Below are 22,284 nucleotides of genomic sequence, written 5' to 3' on the forward strand. Positions count from 1 at the left end.
TTTTTGTCAAGCAAAAAGTAGGACTCCCGTCCGGACAGGACAGCGTTGGGTAAAGCAGAGGCCGACTCTGGCACGGTTGAAACCCGCAGAGAAAAATGAGATAGAGTGCAATTATCTGGGAAATTAACAATCTACAAAAAAATAAATGATAGCTTTTCTTAGTCTTTTTAGTAAGAAGCCTCAGATAAACAATAGAACAGTAAAATTTAAATAGTCCTAATTTTTCGACTTTGTTGTTCCTAAATCTCAGGAAGTCAACAAAAACCATACAACATAAAAAAAAGGGTTTAACGCGCAGGCGTACCAGCACATTAAACCCTCTTACAAATATTAAAAAACTATAGATATTTCGTGATAGACTCATCTAGAGGTTTTACGGCCGAGCGATATCTGTGTACCAACTCGCCCTTTTCATTGATTAAAAACTTCTCGAAATTCCACTTAATATCTCCCGTTACCTCTCCGCCAGTTTGGGTAGTTAAGTACTTAAACAACGGACTGATTTTTTCGCCAATAACGTCGCTTTTCTCTGCCAACAAAAAAGACACGTTGTATTTGCCTGTACAAAATTCTTTAATCTCTGCATTGGTGCTAAACTCTTGACCGCCAAAATCTCCTTCGGGGAAACCAATAAGTACAACCTTATCGCCATACATTTTGTGCAATTTCTCTAGGTCTTCGTATTGTGGGGTAAATCCGCATTTACTGGCCGTATTTACTATCAAAATCTTTTTCCCCTTAAATTGGGATAGCTTTACCGTTTTTCCGTCGATGGTTTTAAAGCTAAATTGGTAAATACTGGTTGGTGGTGTAACCAACAGGTTTAGAACTAATAATATGGTGCTTAACATAGTTTTGGGTTTTTATTTACGAATATAAGTACTAACAATCTCTTCTTTGTAATGGATGGGTAAAGAATTGGTCGTTTTCTCTTGCCATCTATTAAAGTAGCATTTTATACGTTTTTTACACAAAAGGCGGATGGGCGCATTTAAAAGAGCTGAGCTGTTTAAGGTTATCCATTTACCATTTAAAAATTTATCTTTGTCGAGCCTAATATTCATAAATTTTATACACCGCACCGCCACTAAATTTTGCAAAAAAAACCGACACCAGTTTCCAAAATGCGTAATGCCATTTTAGCTTTTATAGATTTTTTTTATCCGCCATTTAAACGGTTGATATCATTACATAACTTTAGGTACCTAGCCACCGGTGGAAGCGCGGCGGCGGTGGGCATTTTGGCCTATACCATAGCTTTTAAATATATATTTTTAACACCAGAAACCAGTTTTATGGGTATGGTGATTAAGAGAAACACTGCCGCTTTAATTGTAGATTTCGTCATTGCCATACCTTATAGCTTTTTGTTAAATCGCTACGTTATCTTTACACATAGTGAAGTAAGAGGACGCACCCAATTGATACGTTTTTTAAATCTAAACTTTATTAACATACTGTTAACCACAGTATTGATTAAGTTTTTTATAGAGATACTTCACATCTATCCTACGGTTTCTAAAGTGATCGTTACCGTGCTGATTGCAGGATTTAGTTATTTATACCAACATTATGTTACGTTTAGTGTTAAAAAAATAAAGTAAAGGCAAAGGGTTGAGTGAAATGCGACGGGTTGAGAGTTATGGGCCTGACATCTGACTACTGACTACTAAACTCATAACGGTTATGGATTTTTTTAATGATTTTAACAATCGGCAGGTTGCAAAATTGCCAAAGCATTTAAAGCAGTTTATTGTACCGCAAAACTACGCCAAATATACACCTGTAGATCAGGCCGTTTGGCGCTATGTAATGCGACAGAACTACAGCTACCTAAAAAGCGTTGCCTATTATCCATACATAAAGGGGCTGCAAAAAGCGGGCTTAACAATAGAGCACATTCCTAACCTGCAAACCATGAACGATCATTTGGGCAAACTTGGCTGGGGCGCGGTAACGGTAGATGGCTTTATTCCCCCGGCAGCATTTATGGAATACCAGGCTTATAAAGTCTTGGTGATTGCCGCCGATATTAGGAAGCTCGAACACATTGAATACACGCCCGCTCCAGACATTATTCATGAAAGTGCGGGCCATGCACCTATAATTGCCGATGAAGGTTACAACAAATACCTGAGCTATTTTGGCTCTATTGGCGCCAAAGCCATGTTCTCGGCAAAAGATTTTGAACTTTACCAAGCCATTAGAAACCTTTCTATTTTAAAGGAAGACATTAATTCCACCGAAAAACAGATAGCCACGGCAGAGAGAATATTGCGCAATATCAGCGAAAATATGGGCGAACCGTCTGAAATGGCCTTGCTAAGTAGATTGCATTGGTGGACGGTGGAATATGGCCTTATTGGCACCCCAGAAAACCCAAAAATATATGGCGCAGGCTTGCTATCTTCTATCGGCGAAAGTGCAAGCTGTATGCAACAACATGTAAAGAAATTGCCGTATAGTATTGATACCCTCAGCTATGGATACGACATTACCCAGCAACAACCGCAACTATTCGTCACCCCAAATTTCCAGAACCTGATCGATGTACTAGAAGAATTTGCAGACACCATGGCTTTTAGGCATGGTGGTATAGATGGAATAATAAAGGCCATAGATTGTAAGAATATAGCTACCGCAGTATACAGTTCGGGTCTACAAATTAGTGGAATTTTTACCGATGTAGGATTAAGTACTGTCGACAAAATTACATTTATTAAAACTACAGGTAAAACTGCATTAAGTTTTGATTACAAAGAACTTATTTCACACGGAAAAGACAATCACCAAGATGGGTTTTCTTCTCCGGTTGGAAAATTAAAAAATAGTGCCACCGCACTAGAAAATTTTTGCGATACTCAACTTGTATCATCTGGAATTTTCTTAGAAAACCAAGTTACGCTCATGTTCGAAAGTGGCATCTCGGTTTCGGGCACCGTAAAAAACTTGTTGAAAAAGGAAAAGAAATTAATCTTGATAACGTTTGAGGAATGTACAGTTACCGAAGAGAACGGAAACATACTGTTTAAACCAGCATGGGGCGTTTATGACATGGCAGTTGGCGAAGATATTGTGTCTGTTTTTAATGGGGCTGCAGATAAAGATAGATTCGAGGATACAGAATTGACGGCACCAGAGACCTACGTACAGCCCATATACACCAAGAAAACAGAGAAATTACACCATTTATATAAACAAGTAAGAGACATTAGAGAGGAGAATGGAGAGCTAACCGAATTGGAATATATTTTCGAAACATTACGGAGAGACTATAGAACGGATTGGCTTTGCGCTTTAGAGATTTTAGAACTCGTTTTCCATAAAAAGCCCCATCACAGTTTAGAGCGAGACGCGTTAGCTTATTTGGAGCTGAAAGCATCAGCAGACCAAGCGTACACCAAGCTCATTACCGATGGTATATACATAATTAAAAATCCGGTAAACGAGCACCTTACTAACTAAAGTAAAATTGCACTTTAACATCATAAAAACTTAAAAACAAATACCTTAAAATATTATTTAATGAATATCATCATCACAGGAGCAAGCAGCGGAATCGGTTTCGAAACCGCATTAGAGTTTAGTTTACACAATGAAAATAAGGTGGTAGCCATTGCACGGTCGGCAGATAAGTTGCGCAACTTGCATACAATTGCAAAAAAAATCAACCCAGATTGTAACCTATTGCCAGTAGAATTCGACATTGTTAACGATGATTATGCAGCCTTACTGCCATTTTTAAAAGAACGATTGGGCCATGTAGATATTCTCATCAACAATGCTGGCGCCTTAATTAACAAACCGTTTTTAGAAACCACCGAAGAAGATTTAGGAGAAATGCTTCAGAGCAATGTAGTTGGTCATTTTAGGATGATGCAACAAGTTATCCCGCTTATTATCCAAGGCGGTCATATTGTAAACATCGGCAGCATGGGCGGCTTTCAGGGTAGCGTTAAATTTCCGGGCTTGGCGGCCTACTCTGCAAGCAAAGCCGCTTTACATGCGCTTACAGAATGCTTGGCTTTCGAACTCGCTCCGCAAGGAATAAAAGTAAACTGTTTGGCATTGGGTTCGGCACAAACAGAGATGCTAGAAACCGCTTTTCCAGGTTACGAGAGCCCTGTTATGGCTTTCGAAATGGGGAAATATGTGGCCGATTTTGCTAAAACTGGTCAAAAGTTCTTTAACGGAAAAATATTGCCTGTGGCAGTAACTACTCCGTAAGAGGCAAAACGAAGACGTTACTTACTGATATTATTTTCTATCTTAGCATATCTAAAAACAAAAACCGCAATGGAAAACCAAAATACTTTTCAAAGACCAGTTGAGGCTGGCGATGGTAAAATGGTAGGAATAGTAAGCTATCTAACCATTATTGGATGGCTTATCGCTTACTTCGCACTGCATAAGGATAAAGAAACCTCCTTGGGCAGCTATCAACTTCGCCAAACCTTGTTGTTCCACATTGTTAGCATGGTGGTTTCGTGGGGCGCTGGTATCCTTTTTGGATTACTGTTTTTATCCGTATCCGTTACGCTGTCTGTGGCGTTAATTCGTATCGTTCAGTTGGCGTTATTTATTTTATGGATTATTGGCTTTATAGGAGCAGTACAGGGCGAGAAGAAACCCATTCCACTTCTTGGAGAAAAAGCGCAAACTTTGTTTTCTACCATTTAGTTTGATAATTTTTACAGAAATCGCTCAACCAGAAGTGTATTATTTTTATTAACACGTTTGTGCATAATTTATGAGGAAGTTATTTATTGTAGTATTCTTAATTTTTTTATCGGCAAGTGCGGTACATGCACAAATGCAATTGCCTTTTGAGTATCAGCAAGTTGTTAAAAAGCTAATATCAGAATTCGGAAAAAAAAGTACTACACACTACACAGAAGACCCAGCAGAGGTAAGTTCTAGCACCTTGATAGATTTCGCAAAGAAGCTGATCGGAATTCCATACAGGTATGCCACTAGCAATCCAAATGTCGGCTTCGACTGTTCGGGATTTGTAAATTACGTGTTCAGCAACTTTGGTTTCAACGTACCACGCTCTTCTACCGAGTTTGCCAATACCGGAAACGAAACTTCGCTAAAAGAGTGCAAAGTAGGAGATGTACTTGTGTTTACGGGCAGCAATCCAAAAATTAGACAGATTGGCCACGTAGGCATCGTTTATTCGGTAGATGGCGATAAAATCAGCTTTATCCATGCAACTTCGGGCAAAGCCCACGGCGTTACCATTACAGAACTGAATGATTATTACAAAAGTCGTTTTTTAAAGGTAATGCGGATTCTATAACCGTTTATCCTTGTTGGCGCATGCGTGTCGCGTGTGCCTGAGTAGAAATAAGCTTAACTCAACACATAACATTAGTGGCTGACTTAGAAACGCTATACTTGTGTTTTACACCCACTATTTCACATGCGACTCGCGTGCGCTAGCGACGAGGTCTTAGGCAATTCCTGGTAGGATTATTTCCTAGCATAATTATCTATCAAAAAAATTCAGATAACTAAATAGTTCTTTCGAATTATGCTGTTGGCAGGCAATACTTTTTTACTCAAATTAATTTTCTTAAACAAAAAAGCCAAAACTTTTTGAGTTTTGGCTTTTAAAAATTCACAAGGTTAGTATCTTATCTATACCTTACCTGTTGTTGCTTATCCATCTGCACAAGTTGGTCTTTCATCTGCTTAATCTGATCCGCAAGAAGCTTGTTTTTATCAGCTTTTTTAGCCTCGGCAATGTACATGGTAGCTTCGCGTTTATTCCGTTTCGCCATGGCTATGCCAGCTAAACTTAATTTGGCAAGGGCAATGTTATGGTCCATGTGTAACCCCAATATAAGCGCTTTCTTAAAATATTTCTCACTCTGCATTGGTGCCCTCCTACTTTCTATAAGACCAATTAACAGGTTGTAATAACCATGCTGTATCTTAATAAGTTGCTTTTCGTAATTGCTAATGCGTTTTAAAAATAGCTCTGCTTTCGGCATGTTGTCTTTTCTTAAAAACCACTGTGCTAAGAGCATATTCTCATTAAAGAAAAAAGTTACCAGAACAAGTAAACTTAAAATTACTGCCAAGATTCCCCATGGCCAAAATCCAAAAATAAATAGAGCAATCGCACCAACAAACATTGCAATTCCTGCTATTAACCGTATTATATTAGGCATAAACGTACACTTAAATAAAAATTATTTTCTGCAAATATGGTGTTTATATAACAGAAATAACAGTTTAAAACGATAATTTCACCAAAAATTATAAAACTATGAAAATCGTTTTTTGCTTTGCACTAATCTTAACCACCATGAATGTTTCTGCACAAGAGTTAAATAAAAAAATACACGACGAAGCCCATAACAGAGAAATTTTAATCAACACCTGCAGCAGAGAAGGCATGACCAGCTTCCCCGAGTTTAAAGTCATGTTTGACCCCTTGTATGCCTCTTATCTTCCTGATTCTACCACAATAACCCAAATTAAGCCCCTTTTAGATAAAACACATATTAAAATTGTTTTTGGAACTTGGTGTGGAGATAGCAAGGTTTATGTACCTCATTTTTTCAAAATTTTAGATGCTGCGGCCTATGGAGAAAAAAATGTAGACATCATTGCTGTTGATGGAAATAAAAAAGCCGAGAATGGGTTGGTAGATTCTTTAGATATTCAACGAGTGCCTACATTTATTGTTTATAACGATAACAATAAAGAACTTGGTAGAATTGTAGAACACCCAAATACTACGCTAGAAGCCGATTTATTGGAAATTTTAAACACCAAAAAACAATAATTAAAGTTTATTCATGACCGCATCTTTAGAACCAGGCTGGCTGGCTGTATTGCAAAAAGAGTTTGAAAAGGACTACATGCTGCAACTAAAAGCTTTTCTCCAGGCCGAAAAAAATTCGGATAAGAAGATTTTTCCTAAAAATTCTGAGATTTTCAGCGCATTAAACTCAACTGCTTTCGAAAAAGTAAAAGTAATTATTTTAGGCCAGGACCCCTACCATGGCGCAGGTCAAGCACATGGACTGTCTTTTTCGGTAAAAAAAGGAGTGGCTACTCCGCCGTCCCTAAAAAACATTTATAAGGAACTACACAGCGATTTGGGCAATTTTATAGCGCCAAACCATGGTCATCTGCAACAATGGGCAGAGCAGGGCGTATTGCTCTTAAACGCTACGCTTACGGTTAGGGCATCTGAGCCTGGTTCGCATCAAAAATACGGTTGGGAAACATTTACCGATACCATAATCAAAAACTTGTCTGATAAAAAAGAGCACCTTGTTTTCTTGCTTTGGGGTAATTACGCCAAGCAAAAAGCAGCGCTCATCGATCAAACAAAGCATCTTATTATTTCTTCGGCTCACCCGTCTCCTTTTTCTGCCTACAACGGCTTTTTTGGCAGCAAGCCTTTCTCTAAAACGAACAATTGGTTAGTTGAGCATGGTTTAGCAGCTATAAACTGGCATTTGGAAGATTAAATTCCGATATTAAGAAAAATTATTTGGGCGCTTTTACAGGCCATCCATTGTATTTTTTTTGGCATAAGAAGCCAAAAAAAGATGCCATTTCTGTCCTTAGCGCTAACGATTGGCCTAAAATCTACCGCTCTAGTTTAAAAAAACCGAAATTATTTAGTCAAACAACCTGTTTCGTTTGCAACATCACAAACAAAAATATTTCCATAAAAATCAACAAGCATCAACATAAATCTTTGCTAATATTCTAACGGAATTATAGGTTCTTTTTTAGTTGTACTCATAATCATCATGGTTTGAAAAGTTTTAACCACAGAAATTTTACTGATTTTCTCCATAATCAGGCGCTCATAAGCCTTAATATCCTTTACGTAAACCTTTAACATAAAATCACCCTGCCCCGTAACGTGATGGCATTCGGTCACTTCTTTAATCTGGTTTACCTCGTCTAAAAAGGTTTGGATGGTGTTATTTTTATGAAAATCAAGCTGTACTTGGATAAATGTCTTAATGCCTAACCCAAGCTTCTCTTCGTCTACCAATGCATGGTAGCTCTTAATGTAGCCCGCCAGCTCTAGTTTGCGTACGCGCTCTAAAGTAGGCGCAGGAGATAAGCCAATTTCTTGCGAGAGCAACAAGTTGGTAATCCTACCGTTTTCCTGTAAAATTTTTAAAATCTTAAAATCAATCTTATCTAATTCGAAAGCCATTGGGATCCTTTCCTAGTGTATGAAAGCAAACATAACCAAATAATATTCTTTTTTAAGAACGAAATCGATATTTAATTTCTAAATAACAGGAATGTTCCGCTGTAATTGAGTCGAAAAAAAAATTATTAACGCTTTTATTAGTTTTTAGGTATGAAAAACATGCCCGAATTATTATAATCTTCTGGCGAGCCCCATTTAGGTCTCCAAAAAACAACAGAAGGTTTGCTATTGCTCAAATCGTCAATATCTCTATAACTCATATTAAAGCGAAGCTTTTCGATGCTGTCAAGTCCAGACACAGGAATTTTTAGCTGAACTAGCCATTGGTTTTTACCAATCCATTTGGTTTGATGCGCAACCCCCTTCACATTGCTAATCACTTGTTCCTTACCTTGAAGTTTAGGTTTAACTTCAATATTAATGGTCGTCGTCTTTCCTGGCAAGCCTGAAATATAAAAACTTGCTCCATCTTGATCTTTTTCAGAAATCAAAAACTTATCGTCGTAAATCAATGCGTTTACATATAAAAACCGCTTGTCTCGTCGAATTTTAAACTTTAAAAAGGCATCGTTTAGCCCATGCCAATCCCAATCTTCTTGAATGTATTGCGGATGAACAACCTTAATTAGATTGGCCGTATCTAATTGATTTTTAAAGAAAGTACTAGATAAATCTTTATCAAACGCAATAGTTCGTTGCCAATCTATTTTTAAAAGAGAAGATGCGCTCAAAGAATAATCTTGATTATTTAAATGATATGTACCTGTTAAGGCAAAATCGAGATGATCTAATAGATTAAGATCAAGCTTTTTTCCAGCATCTAAAGACGCAAAAGTTACCACTTGATCAACCGTTCCATTTGCCGGCACTGTAACATTTAGTTTTCTAGGCACTATAGACCAAAGTTTCGATTCTGCCAATTGGCCCGAAACCGTTAAAACCGATTTTGTCGGATTTTTGAAAGTTAACGTTACTTGGGCACTATCAACCAATTCGCTTGCTGCAACGAAAGGCTTAGGCTTTAACCACTCCCCCATTCTTAAGCTTTGAATTTCTGGATAAATGGCCTCCGAAACGATGTCGTCTTTGATAATTCCGTCTAACGCTATATTTACCACAGTTGGGGTTTTGTTTAGTGTAACCCAGGTTATGTGTTGAAACTCACCAAACTTTGCCCCTCTGCCGTAAGCACCTCCACCTGTAGTTGCTAAGATGTAATGTTTCTGGCCGTTCCTTTCTCCCGACATATAGTTGTGGTGATGACCAGAGAAAAGCGTATAATCTCTACCTTTCAACGCTGTGCCAATCTGCTCGTAACCTTGTTCGTTTCCGTAGCTCCACAACGGACGATGCATAAACACGAACGTCCATCGTACGTTTTGATGTTCCCTTAGCACTTTTTTAACGTAATCTATTTGCTCTTTGCCAATTCCGTCTGTCTTCCCATCTTCGGTATCCAAAGCTAAAAACAACGTATTCTTATATACAAAATAATAGTAAGTTCTACCAAAGCGCTTTTTCCATTGTTGCTTTAAAAAAGGATTGCTAACATCATGATTTCCTGAGACATAAAAAAATGGCATATCTAATGAGTCAACCATACTATTGAATTGATTCCATTCTTTTTTAACTAACACAGAATCGGTGGTATAGCCATCTATCAAATCTCCGATAGAAAGAACCATTGATGGCTGCAGCTCGTTGAGCTTATTTTTTGCGTCGGAAAACACACCAGGAATGTTACCTCCATTTATGTCGGAAATGATGGCAAACTGCAACTTGTCTGGCGCATCGTTTAAAGGTTTGCTGGATATCGGCAGCTTTCCACCCGAAAAAGAAGCGGTGTCTATTTCAATTTTTCTGTCAGAGGTTTTTTGCTGTGCTCTAATTTGCGAATAACAACAGATTAGAATAAAAATACAGAGGGTATTTTTCATGTGCATCTTTTTGAATATGGCAGATTTAATCTTCTATGGGTATTAATAAAAAAGAGAAATAGTTCGTTCTTTTTATATAATCGCCAACAGAATAGATTTAATAAAGCCTCGACAAATTTAATGCTTCTACGGCTACGAATAACTACTCGATCCACAAAGTTACCGTGATGCGGCATTGTTACTTTAAGAAAGCACAGAAGAGACACAAAAGAATACACTGATTTCTCTCATCACCACACAAAAAACCAAAGCGTTAATCTTTATTTACCTACTTTAGTTAATAGGCGTTTCATAGCGCCATCGCCTTTTTCATAGCTGATCAATTTCCCTTTTGGCGTATATAAGTAGAATGCGGGGTAAATGGAGGGCAAAAAGGTAGGGATAAATATTCCATTTTTGTCTTGCACAACTGTTACATTTGTTTTGGCGTTTAATCCAGGAGCGTACCGGGTAAAAAACTGTTTTATGGCAGATTGCTCATCCAACGTTACCATTACAATATTTACTTTACTTAACTTTTTAAAGTTGGCCGTCATCAACATGGCTTCGTGCTGGCAATGCTCGCAGGTACAATCGAAGAACATAAACAAATTAGGTTTAGTTTGGCTAAGGTTGTTGTTGGTAAACTGCTTACCATCTAAGGCATAAAACTTAAATTGAGGCAAAAATGTAGGTTGTTGTGCCTTCAACTGATTAAAGGTAAAACAAGCGACGAATAAAATAGCAATCTTTAATTTCATGAGTACAAGGTAATAATTTCAAACATAAAAATTTATCCACTCAAAAAAGATTTTTATCTTTTGTTTGACAAACAGATGAGCTTTTTGTCTGTTTACAAGATTTACTACTATTTTTGCATCGGTTACCACCGATTTTAAGATATTTGCCATAACGCTATTAAGGCAAAGCCGACATGAGGACACATTATAGCGCCTAAAGTAACATAAAGTTTGAAAAACGACATCAACATAAAAAATAAAAGAGCTTATTTCGATTACAACCTAATTGATAAATACATTGCTGGCATTGCATTGCTTGGTACTGAGATAAAATCCATCCGCGAAGGCAAGGCTAACATGACTGATGCTTTTTGCATGTTTATAGATGGCAATTTGTTGGTGCGCAACCTCCACATTTCAGAATATAGCCACAGCTCTTTTTTTCATCATGATATAAAACGCGACCGATCGCTTTTGTTGAAAAAAAAGGAATTAAAGAAACTAAAAGTTAAAGGCGAAGAAAAGGGATATACCATTGTGCCTTTAAGAATATTTGTTAACGACCGTGGTTTTGCTAAAATAGAAATCGCTCTTGCCCAAGGTAAAAAAGAATTCGACAAACGCGACAGCATGAAGGAGCGCGATTCGAAAAGAGAAATGGACAGGGCGTTGAAGGACAGATAGTGGTTAGTAGTTAGTGGTTAGTGGTTAGTGGTTAGTGGTTAGTGGTTAGTGGAAAAACGATGCAACTTTAACATTGTTCTTTTTTACAATAAATGTCAGATTTTCAACACTCCAACTTCAACCTTTCAGCCCTTCCAACTACCACGCTTGATCGCCCAATAACGGCACAAATCTAAAGGTGTCTAGCTCAATTCTATCATAATCATTTTCGCTTACGCGGATAACGGTAATCATTTTTTGTGATTTCTCATCGCCAACCGGAATAACCAAAATACCGCCGATACGCAATTGCTTTAGCATAACTTCTGGCACAAATGGAGCGCCGGCTGTTACAATAATCTTATCGTAAGGCGCATAAGTAGGAATTCCTTTTGATCCATCGCCATAGAAAAAATGCGCGGGATAACCCATTCCTGGAAGCACTTTAATGGTTCTATCGTAAATTTTTCTTTGGCGTTCTATGGTAAAAACCTTGGCGCCTAATTCCATTAAAACGCAGGTTTGATATCCCGATCCAGTGCCTATCTCCAAGACTTTATCGCCTTTTTTTATGTGCAACAATTCACTCTGGTAGGCAACGGTATAAGGTTGCGAAATGGTCTGTCCATCGCCGATTGGAAAAGCAATGTCTCTGTAGGATTGATTCCAAAAGGTTTCGTCGAAGAAAAAATGTCGCGGCACTTTCCCTATCGCTTTTAAAACCGCTTTGTCTGAGATACCACGCCCTTCTAAGAGCGCTACAAGTTTCTTTCTCGCTCCTTGCTCTCGGTAATTATCAACAAACTTATAGGCCATATCTGTTCAAAAATACGTTTTTAAACCATTCTGACAATACAAACCGTCGTTAAAAAAGCTAGTAGCTTGATAGTAAAAGAAAAAAAATTTCTGCCTAGGTTTTGCTCGAAAGGAAATTTAATATGGATCTACATCGATGACGATGGAGACGCTTTTAAATTCGGGCTGACTGTTAAACTGCAAAATAGCATCCCGCAAGGCAACCTTAACCTTATTTATGGCGGTGTGTTTATCAGCTTTTATGATGATTTGCTTTAAGTAGAGGTTCCTAATCCTACTTATTAAAGGAATCTCTGGGCCTAATACCCGTTGGCCAAATTTAGCTTTTAGCATTTTCCCAAATCTATCCGCCGCTATTTCCAACACGTTTTGGTCTTTATGTCTTACAGATAGAAATATCATTTTTGAGAATGGCGGATAACCAAATTTTTCCCGCTCGGCAATTTCATCGGCATACATCCCCAAATAATCGTTTTCTACTACCTGTTTAATAATTCTATGTCCTGCATCGTAGGTTTGGATGCAAACTGTTCCCTGTTCAGCTCTCCTACCAGCACGACCCGCCACCTGCGCCAACAACTGATAGCTTCTTTCGTACGCCCTAAAATCTGGGTATCCCAACAAAGTATCGGCATTTATAACGCCAATTAGATTTAAATTTTCGAAATCTAGGCCTTTGGCAACCATTTGGGTGCCGATTAAAATATCTGTCTTCTTGTCTTGAAAATCTGACAATATTTTCTGTAAGCCATTCCGTGTTCTTGTACTATCTAAATCTAGCCTTGCTATACTGACGTTTGGATACAGCAACTTGAGTTCTTCTTCTATGCGTTCGGTTCCAAAGCCCTTTTGCATAATGTGAACGGAACCACACGCCGGGCAAATATTTAAACTACTTTGGTAGTAGCCGCAATAATGGCAATGCAACTTTCCGCTACTTTTATGGTAGGTAAGGCTTACATCGCAGTTAATGCATTTTGGCGTGTACCCACAAGTGGCACAAATTAAAATTGTGGCGTAACCCCTTCTATTTTGAAACAACACAATTTGCTCTTTCTTCTCTAGCGCCAGATCAATTGCTTTAATCAAAACGTTAGAAAAATAAGAAACCATCGTTTTCTTTTTGGTTTCCTCAGAAATGCTTACCACTTCTTGTTTGGGCAATGCCACCCCACCAAATCTTTTTGAAACTTGTACCAAGGCATATTTACCTTGTAAAGCATTATAATAACTTTCTAAAGAAGGTGTTGCAGAGCCTAAAACAACTTTTGCTTTATGTAAATGGGCAAGGTAAATGGCCGCATCTCTGGCTTGGTATCTCGGCGAAGGATCATGTTGTTTATATGAAGACTCGTGTTCTTCATCTACCACAATGAGCTTTAAATTTTGAAAAGGCAAGAAAATAGCAGAGCGCGCACCTAGAATAACTTTAAACGTGCCCTTTCTAACTTTGTTCCAAATTTCTACCCGTTCGCTGTTGTTAAATTTAGAATGGTAAACACCAATAAGGTTGCCAAAGTACAGCTTTATTCTTTCTACAATTTGGGTAGTAAGGGCAATCTCGGGCAATAAAAAAAGTACTTGTGTATCATCAGTTTTAATTATTTCCTCTATCAACTTAATGTAAATCTGTGTTTTGCCAGATGCCGTTACGCCATGTAGAAGCGCTACATCCTTTGTGTCGAAGGCAGTTTTCAACTCGTTAAAAGCGCGGTCTTGATCTTGGGTCAACGTAAAATTTACGCTAAACTCTTCGTCGAATTTGGCAAGCCTACTTACAGGCTTCTTTGATATGACAAAAATCTCCTTTTCGGCAAGTGCTTTTAGCGCGGCGTTTCCACAATTACTTTCTTCTAAAATTTGTTCTTTGGTAATCGGATTTCCGAGTTTCCTTAATTTCAATAATACCAGCAAGGCATCTAACTGCTTCGGCGCCCGCTCTAGAATATTAAATAATTGCTTTAAGTTTTCTTCTTCGCTGTAAAAATCGCTCAGGTTAACAAAAGATTTTAACAAGGGCTTATATTTTTGAGCCACTTCTTCTGCAACCAATATTAGTTCTTTATCCAACAAACTATTAACAATTGGATAAACAGTTTTTTGCCCAAGTAACTTAGAAACTTCGTTAATGGTTAATTTATGTTGTGCTTTTAACGCAACCATTACCAAGGTTTCCTTTTCGGTTAAATCAACGTCCTCAGCGCCTTCTTCTTTTAAAACAATAATGGTTTCACTAGCCAATTTTAAACTCGCCGGCAACGCAGCGGCCATCACATCGCCCTCGTTGCATAAGTAATAATCCTTTATCCAGTCCCAAAAAACCAACTGTGTATCGGTAACAATGCGTTCTTCGTCTACTACATCTATAAGGTATTTTGCTTCATAAACAGTAGGTGCCTCGTTGGTTATTTTGGCAACCAGCGCTGTGTAGATTTTATTTTTACCGAATTGAACAACAACCCGTTTACCTATGGCCACCTGCTCGTTTAGATTCAAAGGGACTCTGTAGGTGTATCTCAATGCCAACGAAAGCGGCAATATCACCTCCACAAAAAGAGTTTCTCTTTCTGTAAACATAGTATTTTGTTGCCAATCCATTATTTATCTTTTACGGCAGCAAAAAACAACATCACCCAGCCAAGAAAAAACAACAATCCGCCGATAGGCGTAATTGGCCCAATGATATTTACAAATGCTATGTTAAACATAGATCTTGTTGCGAGGAGGTATAGCGAACCAGAAAAAAATATAATCCCAAAAGTAAAACAGAAATACGCGATGTTAATAAGCTTGTTTCGATAACGTGCAAAAGTAGCAAGATAGAGGAGCGCAAAAGTATGATAGAATTGATAATCCACTCCTTTTTGCCAGATTTCTATCGAATGCTCATCAACCAAGCCTTTTAAGGAGTGAGCGCCAAAAGCGCCGAGCAAAACTGCTACAGCACCAAAAAAAGAAGCGGTTAGAATTATACGTTTGTTCATAAATATTTGCCTTTGGCAATTGCTAAATTAATAAATTGGCGAAGATTTTAGCACAAATGGATGTAATAATTTAAATTTGTTTCGAACGGATGAAGAAGATTGGAATTATAATTATTGTCTTAGCGCTCTCGGTATTCTATTTGGCATACGTATATTTCTCTAGGTTAGACACAGAAAATAACGCCAAAGATTTTGCTTTGCAAACTGCCTCTACCAATGCGGCCATGGTTTTTGCATTTCAAAACGACAAATCATTTTACGACATTATGAGTGGGCAAACCTTGTTTCAGCAAGTGTTGGGAGCTGACAAAATGAACCATTTAAATGCACTAACAAACAAAATAAGAGCAGATGGTACATTACGCAAGCTTTTGCAAGATGAAACCATGTATGTAAGCCTGTTACCAGATTCGAACAAAACCATTAATTTTCTTTACACACTACAAGTAACCGATAAAAAAAACCTAAAAGCATTAGCCAACTATCTAAAAATCAAGCCCAACCCAGATGGCGCAGCGCAACATACGGTACTAAAATTAAACGACAGCGCCTCTGTATTTGTTAACATTAAAGACAATGTTATTACCGCCAGTACGTCTGCACAACTTGTAGCGCAGGCAAACAAAAACCGTAAGGCAAATGAATTTACCGCCTATATAAAACATGCCAATACCATGAATAAAAACGTACTGGCACAGCTGTATTTAAACTTTAACAATGCCCCCTCGCTTTTAAAAAACATGATTGCTGGTAGGTTAAATGGCGAACTATCTGTTTTGAACAACCAACGCATCTATGCCATTTTAAATTACAATTACAGCAAAGAGCACATTTTGTTTAACGGCAATACCGATGTTATGGAGGCCGAGAATTATCTAAATTTATTCTCTAATGTTAGTCCACAGACTATTGCCATAGCCAATATTTTGCCAGAAAACACAGCTAATTACACCGTGTATGCCACAGACAGTTATGCAAAATGGCTACCGAAGCTGCAAAAATTACAACAAAAAACTAAACAGAAAGATCAAGTTGATAAAATGATTGCCGATGTAAACAAAAAATACCATACAGACTTGCCAAAAATTTTCAACACTTTTATCGGCAATCAGTTTATTACTTTTCAACTATCCACTTCAGAGAAACTGGCTGCGTTTTCTCTCAGCAATGGCGATAAACTAGACCAACTTCTTCTAGAGGCTAGTAGCGATTACAATCCAGATATCCGTGTTTTTAAGACCGCGGGTATTATAAGTGGCTTTTTTGGCGCTCCATTTAACAACTTCTCTAGGCCATACTTTACGGTTGTAGATAATTATTTGGTTGTGGCCAATAATGCAAGCACCGTACAATCTTTTTTAAATAGCTACAAACAGAACCGCTTGCTTAGCAAAACGCCAAAATACTTGGCAGCCCTAAACCAGTTGACAAATACTTGCAACATTAGCTATTACATCAATCCAGAGAACTCTAAAAACATTTTTAGGCACAATGTACTACTTCCATTTTACAGGCATTTACGGGCTGATAGTGGATTACGGAGCTTCGATACCTTTTATTATCAAATGAGTGCCGATAAAGATAGGTTTATAACTAACCTGCTATTAAATAAATATAGCAAGCCAGAAGTACCAGACTCGTTACAAAACCGTTAATAAAAGCGAAAAACAAACCCCTTTCTTAATGAAAAAAATTCTTTGGGCGCTTGTAGCTCTACTTCCTTTTGGCAAAGCGCAGGCTCAACAATATGGTTTATTCGGTACAGAAACCATGTTTGATGCGTTTGAAAATGTTTCTGAAAAATCTTTTAAATTAAACAGCTCCAGACAATTCTCAACAAATTTTTTCTTGCCTTACTTTGGAGCAAATGCTGCCAACAGAGGCCCTGCAGATAATATAATTAGAAATTTGGCACAAACCGGAGAAATTGATACCCGCGGACTGCCATTAGGGCTTAACGAACGCAATCACTTTTTCGAAAACAGCAACATCTATGTAGCTGCATTACGTATTTTTAAATCTTATAAGTACCAAAAAGAAATGGGCTTTTCTTGGCAAATTCGCTCTGATGCAGATCTGCGTTATACCAACGAAACTTTGGCCGTATTCGACTCATATACGCGTTTTCCAAGCAATAAATTGCTGACTGGCATTTTCAACACCGATGGATACGAACAAAGCTATCATCAATTTAGTTTTAGCTACCGCGAAAATTACGATAAGCAACTGGCATTTGGGTTTAAAGCAAGTCTTTTAAGTGGTATTTTATACAATAGCCTAGACATCGCTAATTCTAACTTATTTATAGATAATGCGTCCAACTCGCTAGAGATAGGGCTCGCTGGAAGGTATAGAGCAAATTTTCAAAATTTCGAAGATATCCATACTAAAACATTCATTCCTACCTTTAAAAACCCAGGACTTTCGCTAAGTTTTGGCACCAACTACACCACCAAACAAGGTTTATTTTTGATGGGAAATATAAAAGACCTCGGTTTTATTTGGTGGCGTAGCAATACAATTGGCACCGATATAGCGCAAACAACCGTTATTGATGATCTTGCTTATAACCAAGACAGGACTAACCAAAAGATAAAAGACATTTTTCTAACGTCTGGAACAAACAAGAAGTTTTTGGCCGCCACAAATGCAAAAGCAGATTTCTACCTATCTAAAACTTTTAGTTTTTATAAGCCTGCCCTAGTAATTTCTAAAAATCTACTTTACCAAGGTGGCGATGCAGCCTTTGTAAATACATTTTCTTACCAAGGTATTTCTGCAAGTGTAACTCCAGATTATAATTTTAACAATATTTTTATGCTTGGGTTACAGGGTAAGTACCAAACACCAAATTTTGAGGTATTTTTAGGTACGGACAACTTTTTAGCCTCTGCTTATACTGCAAAAGGGCTAATTAAACAAAACGGAGAAATTGGCTCTGGAACTAACGGAAACGGCGCATCAGTATATTTTGGATTAGGATTTAAGTTTGGCAATGTGGTAAACCATCCGCAATTTGCCGATATAATACCTGGAATAAATGATGGTGGAGACAGCTTTTTTAAACGGCTATTTTCTGGTTTCAAAAAGCACTAGAAAAGTTCTGCAAGAAACCCAAAGGATAAGAAAAATACAATGGCTTAGCTACAGCAAATTCTTTTTAGATTTGGTAACCACAAAATCTTTTAAATAAAAAGGCTCGAAGTAAGCAACATCTTCAAGCTTCTTTTTTAAGAATGCTTCTTCTGCCAACCCCGCCATATTTGCCGCGCAATTAAAATTATCGTTGCAAAACACGGTATTTTCATTGCCGATTGCTCCACTACATTTTGCAGCGCCATCACCAATAAAGGTAATCTGGTTTGCCAACAATAAATCAGAGAAACTTTCTTGGTCGATAATTTTTGCCTCGGTTGGCATTAGGTTGGCAAGATCTTTGTCAAAAATAGCCGTATATACTTCCATCCGCCGTGCGTCAATCATTGGGCAAATTAAACCAGTATAATTTGGGTGTTCGTCGATAAATCCTTTTGCCATCATAACAAGGGTTTCTATTGCAATAAGTGGAATATCTAACGCAAAACACAATCCTTTAGCTGTAGACGTACCGATACGCAAGCCTGTATACGAGCCAGGGCCCTTGCTAATTGATACCGCATCTAAATCTCCATAAACCATTTTTGCCTGTTTCATAGCGTCTTGTATAAACAACGTGAGGTTACTTGCATGAAGATTTTGGCCGATTTCTTCTTTTATAGAAACAACGACCCCGTTGATAGATAGCGCCACAGAACAAACCTGCGTTGCTGTTTCTATAAGTAGTATGTTAGCCATTGTTTAGGGTTTAGGGTTTAGGGTTTAGGGTTTAGGGTTTAGGGTTTAGGGTTTAGGGTTTAGGGTTTAGGGTTTAGGGTTTAGGGTTTAGGGTTTAGGGTAAATTTATTTTTTTTTGGTAAAAAATCCTTGCAAAATTAAAAAATAGCAACTTTTCAAGGCACTGGATCATGCCCATGCTTGCCCCAAGGATGACATCTACCAATACGTTTCAAAGCCATCCATCCGCCTTTAAATGGCCCATACTTTTTAATTGCCTCTACTCCATAAGCAGAACACGTTGGTGTAAACCTACAATTTGCACCAAGCATAGGCGATATCGCGTATTGATAAATCCTTATCAACGCCAAAAAAACCCATTCGAAAATAGATTTAATGAGGCCCATTTGTTAAGGACTTTAATTTAGCAAAAACGAGTAAAAGTCTTACTTGTAAATAAGAAAACGCTGGAATTTCCTTTCCGATAAACTGGATAGAGAGCAATAGATTTTCACCACTATCGGGTAAATTGGGGCAAAGATGTGTCTCTTTATTTAACCGATAAGCTTCGCGGATACGACGCTTTATCAAATTTCGATCTACCGCACGCTTAAACCGTTTTTTTGGAACAGATATAACCACTTGAACCGGAGGAAGGTTAGGGACGGTTACAAAAAGATAGGAAATTCTAAAAGGATATAATAAAAAAGAAGAACCGCCTTTAAACAGCAGATCCAAATGTTTCTTGCTGCATAACCGTTCTTCTTTCTTAAATGTGTACATCTATTTTTGATTGTTCTGGCAAACTTAATGCCGCCTCCTTCTGCATAAACAGAAACGCAACCAAAAATTACGCCTTATGCTTGCGTTCGCTAGAAACGGTTAGTTTGTGTCTGCCTTTAGCTCTACGCGAAGCTAATACTCGTCTGCCGTTAGCTGTTGCCATTCTTTCGCGGAAGCCGTGCTTATTTCTTCTCTTTCTTTGCGAAGGTTGGAATGTTCTTTTCATGACTGTATATCGTTATTTTGTGTGGTTTGCCTTAAAAATTAGGAGGTGCAAATATAAAGCGATTTATGTACAAATGCAAGCGGTGTCGGTTTTATTTTTTTTGTTTAGGATTTCCTTTAATTATACGATTTTAGAGTTACGAACCATCACTAATTCTGACATCCGACTTCTAATTTCCCTGACATTTTTCCCTCCAGACTGCTGCTAGGCCGGCTCTAGCGAGTCGTCTAGCCGAGCAGTTGAAACTTAAAACGTATAGCTTACAACGTACCACTTTTCCAACCTCCTACCTTTAACATTTACTTTATACATCCAACCTCTAGCGCTACTTATAACCCTAAAGCAGCCTTTAATTTTACATAACCGGTTTTGCTGATCGGCAACCAAATATCGGTTTTTAAAAGCACTACATAGCTGTCTTTTTCTTTAAGTTCTATTTTTGTAACCTGCGAAAGGTTGATGATATAGGAGCGATGTATGCGGATAAACTGGGTTGGGTTTAAGGTTTGCTCGAAAAATGCCATGGTCTTATTCTTATGGAAGACACCTTCGCGAGTATTTAGCGTAACATAATCATCATCAGCTTCTAAATAATTTATATCTGCCACAGCGATGATCGAAATGGCACCGTCTTTTTTTACCACTACCCTATTGTTCTGTGCGGGGTCTAATGTTGTGCGTTCTGGCAAGGTTAGTTGGCTGTCAATTTGCTTAATTCGGGTTTTAAATTTTTGCATGGCCGTATCAAACCTGGTCCTTTCTATCGGTTTTAACAAATAATCCATTGCATTGATCTCGAATGCTTTTATCGCATATTCATCAAACGCGGTTGTAAAAATTACATTTGGCTTTTCATCAATCAATTCCAACATTTCGAACCCATTAATTTTAGGCATCTGAATATCCAAAAAAATTAAATCTGGTTTGTGTTTGGCAATGGCCTTTACCCCTTCAAAACCATCAGAACATTCTGCAACCACTTCTACATCAACATAATCAGCAAGATAAAACTTAACAATATCTCTGGCCAAAGGCTCGTCATCTATCAGTATAGTTCTTATCATTTAAGTTGAGGTATTTTTAAAGTGGTAATATAAATATTATTTGCCTCAGTTTCTGTTTGAAGCAAATCTACACTTCCAAATAACAAATAAAGTCTCCGTTTAATTGCCTTTAACCCAAAGCCAGTACCTTTTGCCGCTTTCATTTCTGGATCAAATGGATTCTGAACCCTTATCCTTAACAATCCATCTTGAATGAAAACATTTATCTTTATGGCAACTGCCTTATTGGTATTGTAAAGTCCAAATTTTATGGCGTTTTCTATAATGGGTTGCAGAAGTGTGCCCGGTAAAATATAAGTTAAACTTTCATCAGCAATAGCTACCTGTATGTCTAGTCGATGGCTAAACCGGACTTTCTCTATATCGAGATACAGACCGATATACTCCATTTCTTCTGCTACAGTTACCCAAACCTGGTCTTCTCGTTTTAAGTTTCCCCTTAAAAAAGCAGCTAATTTGGTAATCATTGTCCCCGCTTCTTTTGGGTTAACCATTGTTAATGCAAAGACCGAGTTTAGGCTGTTAAACAAGAAATGTGGCTGTAACTGATGTCTGAGCTTATTCAATTCTGCTTGGTTTGCTAGGTTTTGGGCATCGACCAATCTGGCTTGGGTTTCTGATTGCTCTTCTAACCGATACCATAAAACATTGGCTATTGCTACCCAAAAGAAACACATAAACACAATAAGCGCTCTAAAAACGATGGAGAAGTTGTAAAAATCCTTATAAAAATCTATCGCCCCGAAGAAATAGAGGAGAATAAATTTGGCCAGAAACGTAATGATTAAGGTTAAAGTTATTGCAAGAACAGATAAATAGGTAACCAATTGTGCTTTTGGTTGATAATAACCTAGCATGTTGCTAAGCCCCAAGCAACCGAACGCCAAAAGCAAGTTGTTTACCACCGCATCTACAGCAGAAAGTTGCCAACTTAAATGTAGCAAATAGTGGAGTGCAAGTGCACAAATTATGGCCAGAGCGGCAAACCCTGCCAACGCTGTATATTTTATTCCGGGGATGGAAATTGGTCTAGTTGTCATTAGGATGAGGCTAAGGTGTCAAGGAGCAAAGAACATGGA

24 protein-coding genes are annotated in these 22,284 nt (G+C 37.9%); 10 read left to right on the forward strand and 14 right to left on the reverse strand.

Going from position 1 to position 22,284, the window contains the following annotated elements; genetic code table 11:
• Nucleotides 1–338: 338 nt before the first annotated feature.
• Entirely contained in the window at nt 339–851 is a 513-nt protein-coding gene (locus tag ABIB40_RS13855; RefSeq protein ID WP_354359973.1) for a glutathione peroxidase, read from the reverse strand.
• A 243-nt stretch (nt 852–1,094) separates the two neighbouring features.
• Here ABIB40_RS13855 and ABIB40_RS13860 point away from each other — a divergent pair, with 243 nt between their 5' ends.
• From ABIB40_RS13860 to ABIB40_RS13880, 5 genes are all read left to right on the forward strand, one after another.
• On the forward strand, nt 1,095–1,604 hold the full coding sequence (locus tag ABIB40_RS13860; protein WP_354359974.1) for a GtrA family protein: 510 nt from the start codon (nt 1,095–1,097) through the stop codon (nt 1,602–1,604).
• A gap of 82 nt (nt 1,605–1,686) precedes the next feature.
• Nucleotides 1,687–3,465 carry an aromatic amino acid hydroxylase gene (locus ABIB40_RS13865; RefSeq protein ID WP_354359975.1) on the forward strand — a complete coding sequence of 593 codons (1,779 nt, stop codon included), beginning with the start codon at nt 1,687–1,689 and terminating at the stop codon, nt 3,463–3,465.
• Nucleotides 3,466–3,525: 60 nt separating this feature from the next.
• Nucleotides 3,526–4,227, forward strand: a complete 702-nt coding sequence (locus ABIB40_RS13870; RefSeq protein WP_354359976.1) for an SDR family oxidoreductase — start codon at nt 3,526–3,528, stop codon at nt 4,225–4,227.
• A gap of 69 nt (nt 4,228–4,296) precedes the next feature.
• Nucleotides 4,297–4,680, forward strand: a complete 384-nt coding sequence (locus ABIB40_RS13875; protein WP_354359977.1) for a hypothetical protein — start codon at nt 4,297–4,299, stop codon at nt 4,678–4,680.
• Nucleotides 4,681–4,750: 70 nt separating this feature from the next.
• Nucleotides 4,751–5,302 carry a C40 family peptidase gene (locus tag ABIB40_RS13880; protein WP_354359978.1) on the forward strand — a complete coding sequence of 184 codons (552 nt, stop codon included), beginning with the start codon at nt 4,751–4,753 and terminating at the stop codon, nt 5,300–5,302.
• Between the two features lie 337 nt (nt 5,303–5,639).
• Here the strand turns inward: ABIB40_RS13880 and ABIB40_RS13885 are convergent, their stop codons facing one another.
• Nucleotides 5,640–6,179 (reverse strand): DUF2892 domain-containing protein, encoded by a 540-nt coding sequence (locus tag ABIB40_RS13885; RefSeq protein WP_354359979.1) that lies wholly within the window; start codon nt 6,177–6,179, stop codon nt 5,640–5,642.
• Nucleotides 6,180–6,277: 98 nt separating this feature from the next.
• On the opposite strand from ABIB40_RS13885, the gene ABIB40_RS13890 reads away from it, so the two are divergent.
• Together ABIB40_RS13890 and ung are read left to right on the forward strand one after the other, a co-directional pair.
• A complete protein-coding gene (locus ABIB40_RS13890) occupies nt 6,278–6,799 on the forward strand; it encodes a TlpA family protein disulfide reductase (RefSeq protein WP_354359980.1) in 522 nt (173 codons plus the stop codon).
• Between the two features lie 13 nt (nt 6,800–6,812).
• The gene (gene ung, locus ABIB40_RS13895; RefSeq protein ID WP_354359981.1) at nt 6,813–7,493 is read left to right on the forward strand and encodes a uracil-DNA glycosylase; all 681 of its coding nucleotides are present in this window, start codon (nt 6,813–6,815) and stop codon (nt 7,491–7,493) included.
• Between the two features lie 236 nt (nt 7,494–7,729).
• On the opposite strand, the gene ABIB40_RS13900 is transcribed toward ung, so the two are convergent.
• The 3 genes from ABIB40_RS13900 to ABIB40_RS13910 all read right to left on the reverse strand — a co-directional run bounded on the left by ABIB40_RS13900 (nt 7,730) and on the right by ABIB40_RS13910 (nt 10,877).
• Nucleotides 7,730–8,200, reverse strand: a complete 471-nt coding sequence (locus ABIB40_RS13900; RefSeq protein WP_354359982.1) for an Lrp/AsnC family transcriptional regulator — start codon at nt 8,198–8,200, stop codon at nt 7,730–7,732.
• A 137-nt stretch (nt 8,201–8,337) separates the two neighbouring features.
• On the reverse strand, nt 8,338–10,137 hold the full coding sequence (locus ABIB40_RS13905) for a metallophosphoesterase family protein (protein WP_354359983.1): 1,800 nt from the start codon (nt 10,135–10,137) through the stop codon (nt 8,338–8,340).
• A gap of 260 nt (nt 10,138–10,397) precedes the next feature.
• Complete coding sequence (locus ABIB40_RS13910; protein WP_354359984.1) at nt 10,398–10,877, reverse strand: TlpA family protein disulfide reductase; 480 nt, start codon at nt 10,875–10,877, stop codon at nt 10,398–10,400.
• 210 nt (nt 10,878–11,087) lie between these two features.
• On the opposite strand from ABIB40_RS13910, the gene smpB reads away from it, so the two are divergent.
• Nucleotides 11,088–11,540, forward strand: a complete 453-nt coding sequence (gene smpB / locus ABIB40_RS13915; RefSeq protein ID WP_354359985.1) for an SsrA-binding protein SmpB — start codon at nt 11,088–11,090, stop codon at nt 11,538–11,540.
• Between the two features lie 138 nt (nt 11,541–11,678).
• Here the strand turns inward: smpB and ABIB40_RS13920 are convergent, their stop codons facing one another.
• From ABIB40_RS13920 to ABIB40_RS13930, 3 genes are all read right to left on the reverse strand, one after another.
• The gene (locus ABIB40_RS13920; protein ID WP_354359986.1) at nt 11,679–12,335 is read right to left on the reverse strand and encodes a protein-L-isoaspartate(D-aspartate) O-methyltransferase; all 657 of its coding nucleotides are present in this window, start codon (nt 12,333–12,335) and stop codon (nt 11,679–11,681) included.
• A 117-nt stretch (nt 12,336–12,452) separates the two neighbouring features.
• A complete protein-coding gene (gene priA / locus ABIB40_RS13925; RefSeq protein WP_354359987.1) occupies nt 12,453–14,933 on the reverse strand; it encodes a replication restart helicase PriA in 2,481 nt (826 codons plus the stop codon).
• Nucleotides 14,933–15,319, reverse strand: coding sequence for a DUF423 domain-containing protein (locus ABIB40_RS13930; protein WP_354359988.1), 387 nt, complete (start codon nt 15,317–15,319; stop codon nt 14,933–14,935). Before ABIB40_RS13930 ends, priA begins: the two co-directional genes overlap by 1 nt.
• Before the next feature lie 89 nt (nt 15,320–15,408).
• Here ABIB40_RS13930 and ABIB40_RS13935 point away from each other — a divergent pair, with 89 nt between their 5' ends.
• Together ABIB40_RS13935 and ABIB40_RS13940 are read left to right on the forward strand one after the other, a co-directional pair.
• The gene (locus tag ABIB40_RS13935; RefSeq protein WP_354359989.1) at nt 15,409–16,974 is read left to right on the forward strand and encodes a DUF3352 domain-containing protein; all 1,566 of its coding nucleotides are present in this window, start codon (nt 15,409–15,411) and stop codon (nt 16,972–16,974) included.
• A 28-nt stretch (nt 16,975–17,002) separates the two neighbouring features.
• Nucleotides 17,003–18,415, forward strand: a complete 1,413-nt coding sequence (locus ABIB40_RS13940; RefSeq protein WP_354359990.1) for a DUF5723 family protein — start codon at nt 17,003–17,005, stop codon at nt 18,413–18,415.
• Between the two features lie 48 nt (nt 18,416–18,463).
• Here the strand turns inward: ABIB40_RS13940 and tsaB are convergent, their stop codons facing one another.
• The 6 genes from tsaB to ABIB40_RS13970 all read right to left on the reverse strand — a co-directional run bounded on the left by tsaB (nt 18,464) and on the right by ABIB40_RS13970 (nt 22,245).
• Nucleotides 18,464–19,153, reverse strand: coding sequence for a tRNA (adenosine(37)-N6)-threonylcarbamoyltransferase complex dimerization subunit type 1 TsaB (gene tsaB, locus ABIB40_RS13945; RefSeq protein WP_354359991.1), 690 nt, complete (start codon nt 19,151–19,153; stop codon nt 18,464–18,466).
• 155 nt (nt 19,154–19,308) lie between these two features.
• Nucleotides 19,309–19,539 carry a membrane protein insertion efficiency factor YidD gene (gene yidD / locus ABIB40_RS13950; protein ID WP_354359992.1) on the reverse strand — a complete coding sequence of 77 codons (231 nt, stop codon included), beginning with the start codon at nt 19,537–19,539 and terminating at the stop codon, nt 19,309–19,311.
• Nucleotides 19,526–19,915, reverse strand: a complete 390-nt coding sequence (rnpA, locus tag ABIB40_RS13955; RefSeq protein WP_354359993.1) for a ribonuclease P protein component — start codon at nt 19,913–19,915, stop codon at nt 19,526–19,528. Before rnpA ends, yidD begins: the two co-directional genes overlap by 14 nt.
• 67 nt (nt 19,916–19,982) lie before the next feature.
• Nucleotides 19,983–20,141 carry a 50S ribosomal protein L34 gene (rpmH, locus tag ABIB40_RS13960; RefSeq protein ID WP_354359994.1) on the reverse strand — a complete coding sequence of 53 codons (159 nt, stop codon included), beginning with the start codon at nt 20,139–20,141 and terminating at the stop codon, nt 19,983–19,985.
• A gap of 329 nt (nt 20,142–20,470) precedes the next feature.
• Complete coding sequence (locus ABIB40_RS13965; protein WP_354359995.1) at nt 20,471–21,205, reverse strand: LytR/AlgR family response regulator transcription factor; 735 nt, start codon at nt 21,203–21,205, stop codon at nt 20,471–20,473.
• Nucleotides 21,202–22,245, reverse strand: a complete 1,044-nt coding sequence (locus ABIB40_RS13970) for a sensor histidine kinase (protein WP_354359996.1) — start codon at nt 22,243–22,245, stop codon at nt 21,202–21,204. The genes ABIB40_RS13965 and ABIB40_RS13970 overlap by 4 nt, the downstream gene beginning before the upstream one ends.
• Nucleotides 22,246–22,284: the final 39 nt, after the last annotated feature.

It is taken from the genome of Pedobacter sp. UYP30 (genome assembly GCF_040547165.1).
Lineage (GTDB): Bacteria > Bacteroidota > Bacteroidia > Sphingobacteriales > Sphingobacteriaceae > Pedobacter.

Excerpts from the sequence above, each read along its gene's own strand:
- ABIB40_RS13855 (WP_354359973.1), bottom strand. The coding sequence starts at position 851 with ATGTTAAGCACCATATTATTAGTTCTAAACCTGTTGGTTACACCACCA.
- ABIB40_RS13865 (WP_354359975.1), top strand. The coding sequence starts at position 1,687 with ATGGATTTTTTTAATGATTTTAACAATCGGCAGGTTGCAAAATTGCCA.
- ABIB40_RS13870 (WP_354359976.1), top strand. The coding sequence starts at position 3,526 with ATGAATATCATCATCACAGGAGCAAGCAGCGGAATCGGTTTCGAAACC.
- ABIB40_RS13875 (WP_354359977.1), top strand. The coding sequence starts at position 4,297 with ATGGAAAACCAAAATACTTTTCAAAGACCAGTTGAGGCTGGCGATGGT.
- ABIB40_RS13880 (WP_354359978.1), top strand. The coding sequence starts at position 4,751 with ATGAGGAAGTTATTTATTGTAGTATTCTTAATTTTTTTATCGGCAAGT.
- ABIB40_RS13885 (WP_354359979.1), bottom strand. The coding sequence starts at position 6,179 with ATGCCTAATATAATACGGTTAATAGCAGGAATTGCAATGTTTGTTGGT.
- ABIB40_RS13890 (WP_354359980.1), top strand. The coding sequence starts at position 6,278 with ATGAAAATCGTTTTTTGCTTTGCACTAATCTTAACCACCATGAATGTT.
- ung (WP_354359981.1), top strand. The coding sequence starts at position 6,813 with ATGACCGCATCTTTAGAACCAGGCTGGCTGGCTGTATTGCAAAAAGAG.
- ABIB40_RS13900 (WP_354359982.1), bottom strand. The coding sequence starts at position 8,200 with ATGGCTTTCGAATTAGATAAGATTGATTTTAAGATTTTAAAAATTTTA.
- ABIB40_RS13905 (WP_354359983.1), bottom strand. The coding sequence starts at position 10,137 with ATGAAAAATACCCTCTGTATTTTTATTCTAATCTGTTGTTATTCGCAA.
- ABIB40_RS13910 (WP_354359984.1), bottom strand. The coding sequence starts at position 10,877 with ATGAAATTAAAGATTGCTATTTTATTCGTCGCTTGTTTTACCTTTAAT.
- ABIB40_RS13920 (WP_354359986.1), bottom strand. The coding sequence starts at position 12,335 with ATGGCCTATAAGTTTGTTGATAATTACCGAGAGCAAGGAGCGAGAAAG.
- priA (WP_354359987.1), bottom strand. The coding sequence starts at position 14,933 with ATGGATTGGCAACAAAATACTATGTTTACAGAAAGAGAAACTCTTTTT.
- ABIB40_RS13930 (WP_354359988.1), bottom strand. The coding sequence starts at position 15,319 with ATGAACAAACGTATAATTCTAACCGCTTCTTTTTTTGGTGCTGTAGCA.
- ABIB40_RS13935 (WP_354359989.1), top strand. The coding sequence starts at position 15,409 with ATGAAGAAGATTGGAATTATAATTATTGTCTTAGCGCTCTCGGTATTC.
- ABIB40_RS13940 (WP_354359990.1), top strand. The coding sequence starts at position 17,003 with ATGAAAAAAATTCTTTGGGCGCTTGTAGCTCTACTTCCTTTTGGCAAA.
- tsaB (WP_354359991.1), bottom strand. The coding sequence starts at position 19,153 with ATGGCTAACATACTACTTATAGAAACAGCAACGCAGGTTTGTTCTGTG.
- yidD (WP_354359992.1), bottom strand. The coding sequence starts at position 19,539 with ATGGGCCTCATTAAATCTATTTTCGAATGGGTTTTTTTGGCGTTGATA.
- rnpA (WP_354359993.1), bottom strand. The coding sequence starts at position 19,915 with ATGTACACATTTAAGAAAGAAGAACGGTTATGCAGCAAGAAACATTTG.
- rpmH (WP_354359994.1), bottom strand. The coding sequence starts at position 20,141 with ATGAAAAGAACATTCCAACCTTCGCAAAGAAAGAGAAGAAATAAGCAC.
- ABIB40_RS13965 (WP_354359995.1), bottom strand. The coding sequence starts at position 21,205 with ATGATAAGAACTATACTGATAGATGACGAGCCTTTGGCCAGAGATATT.
- ABIB40_RS13970 (WP_354359996.1), bottom strand. The coding sequence starts at position 22,245 with ATGACAACTAGACCAATTTCCATCCCCGGAATAAAATATACAGCGTTG.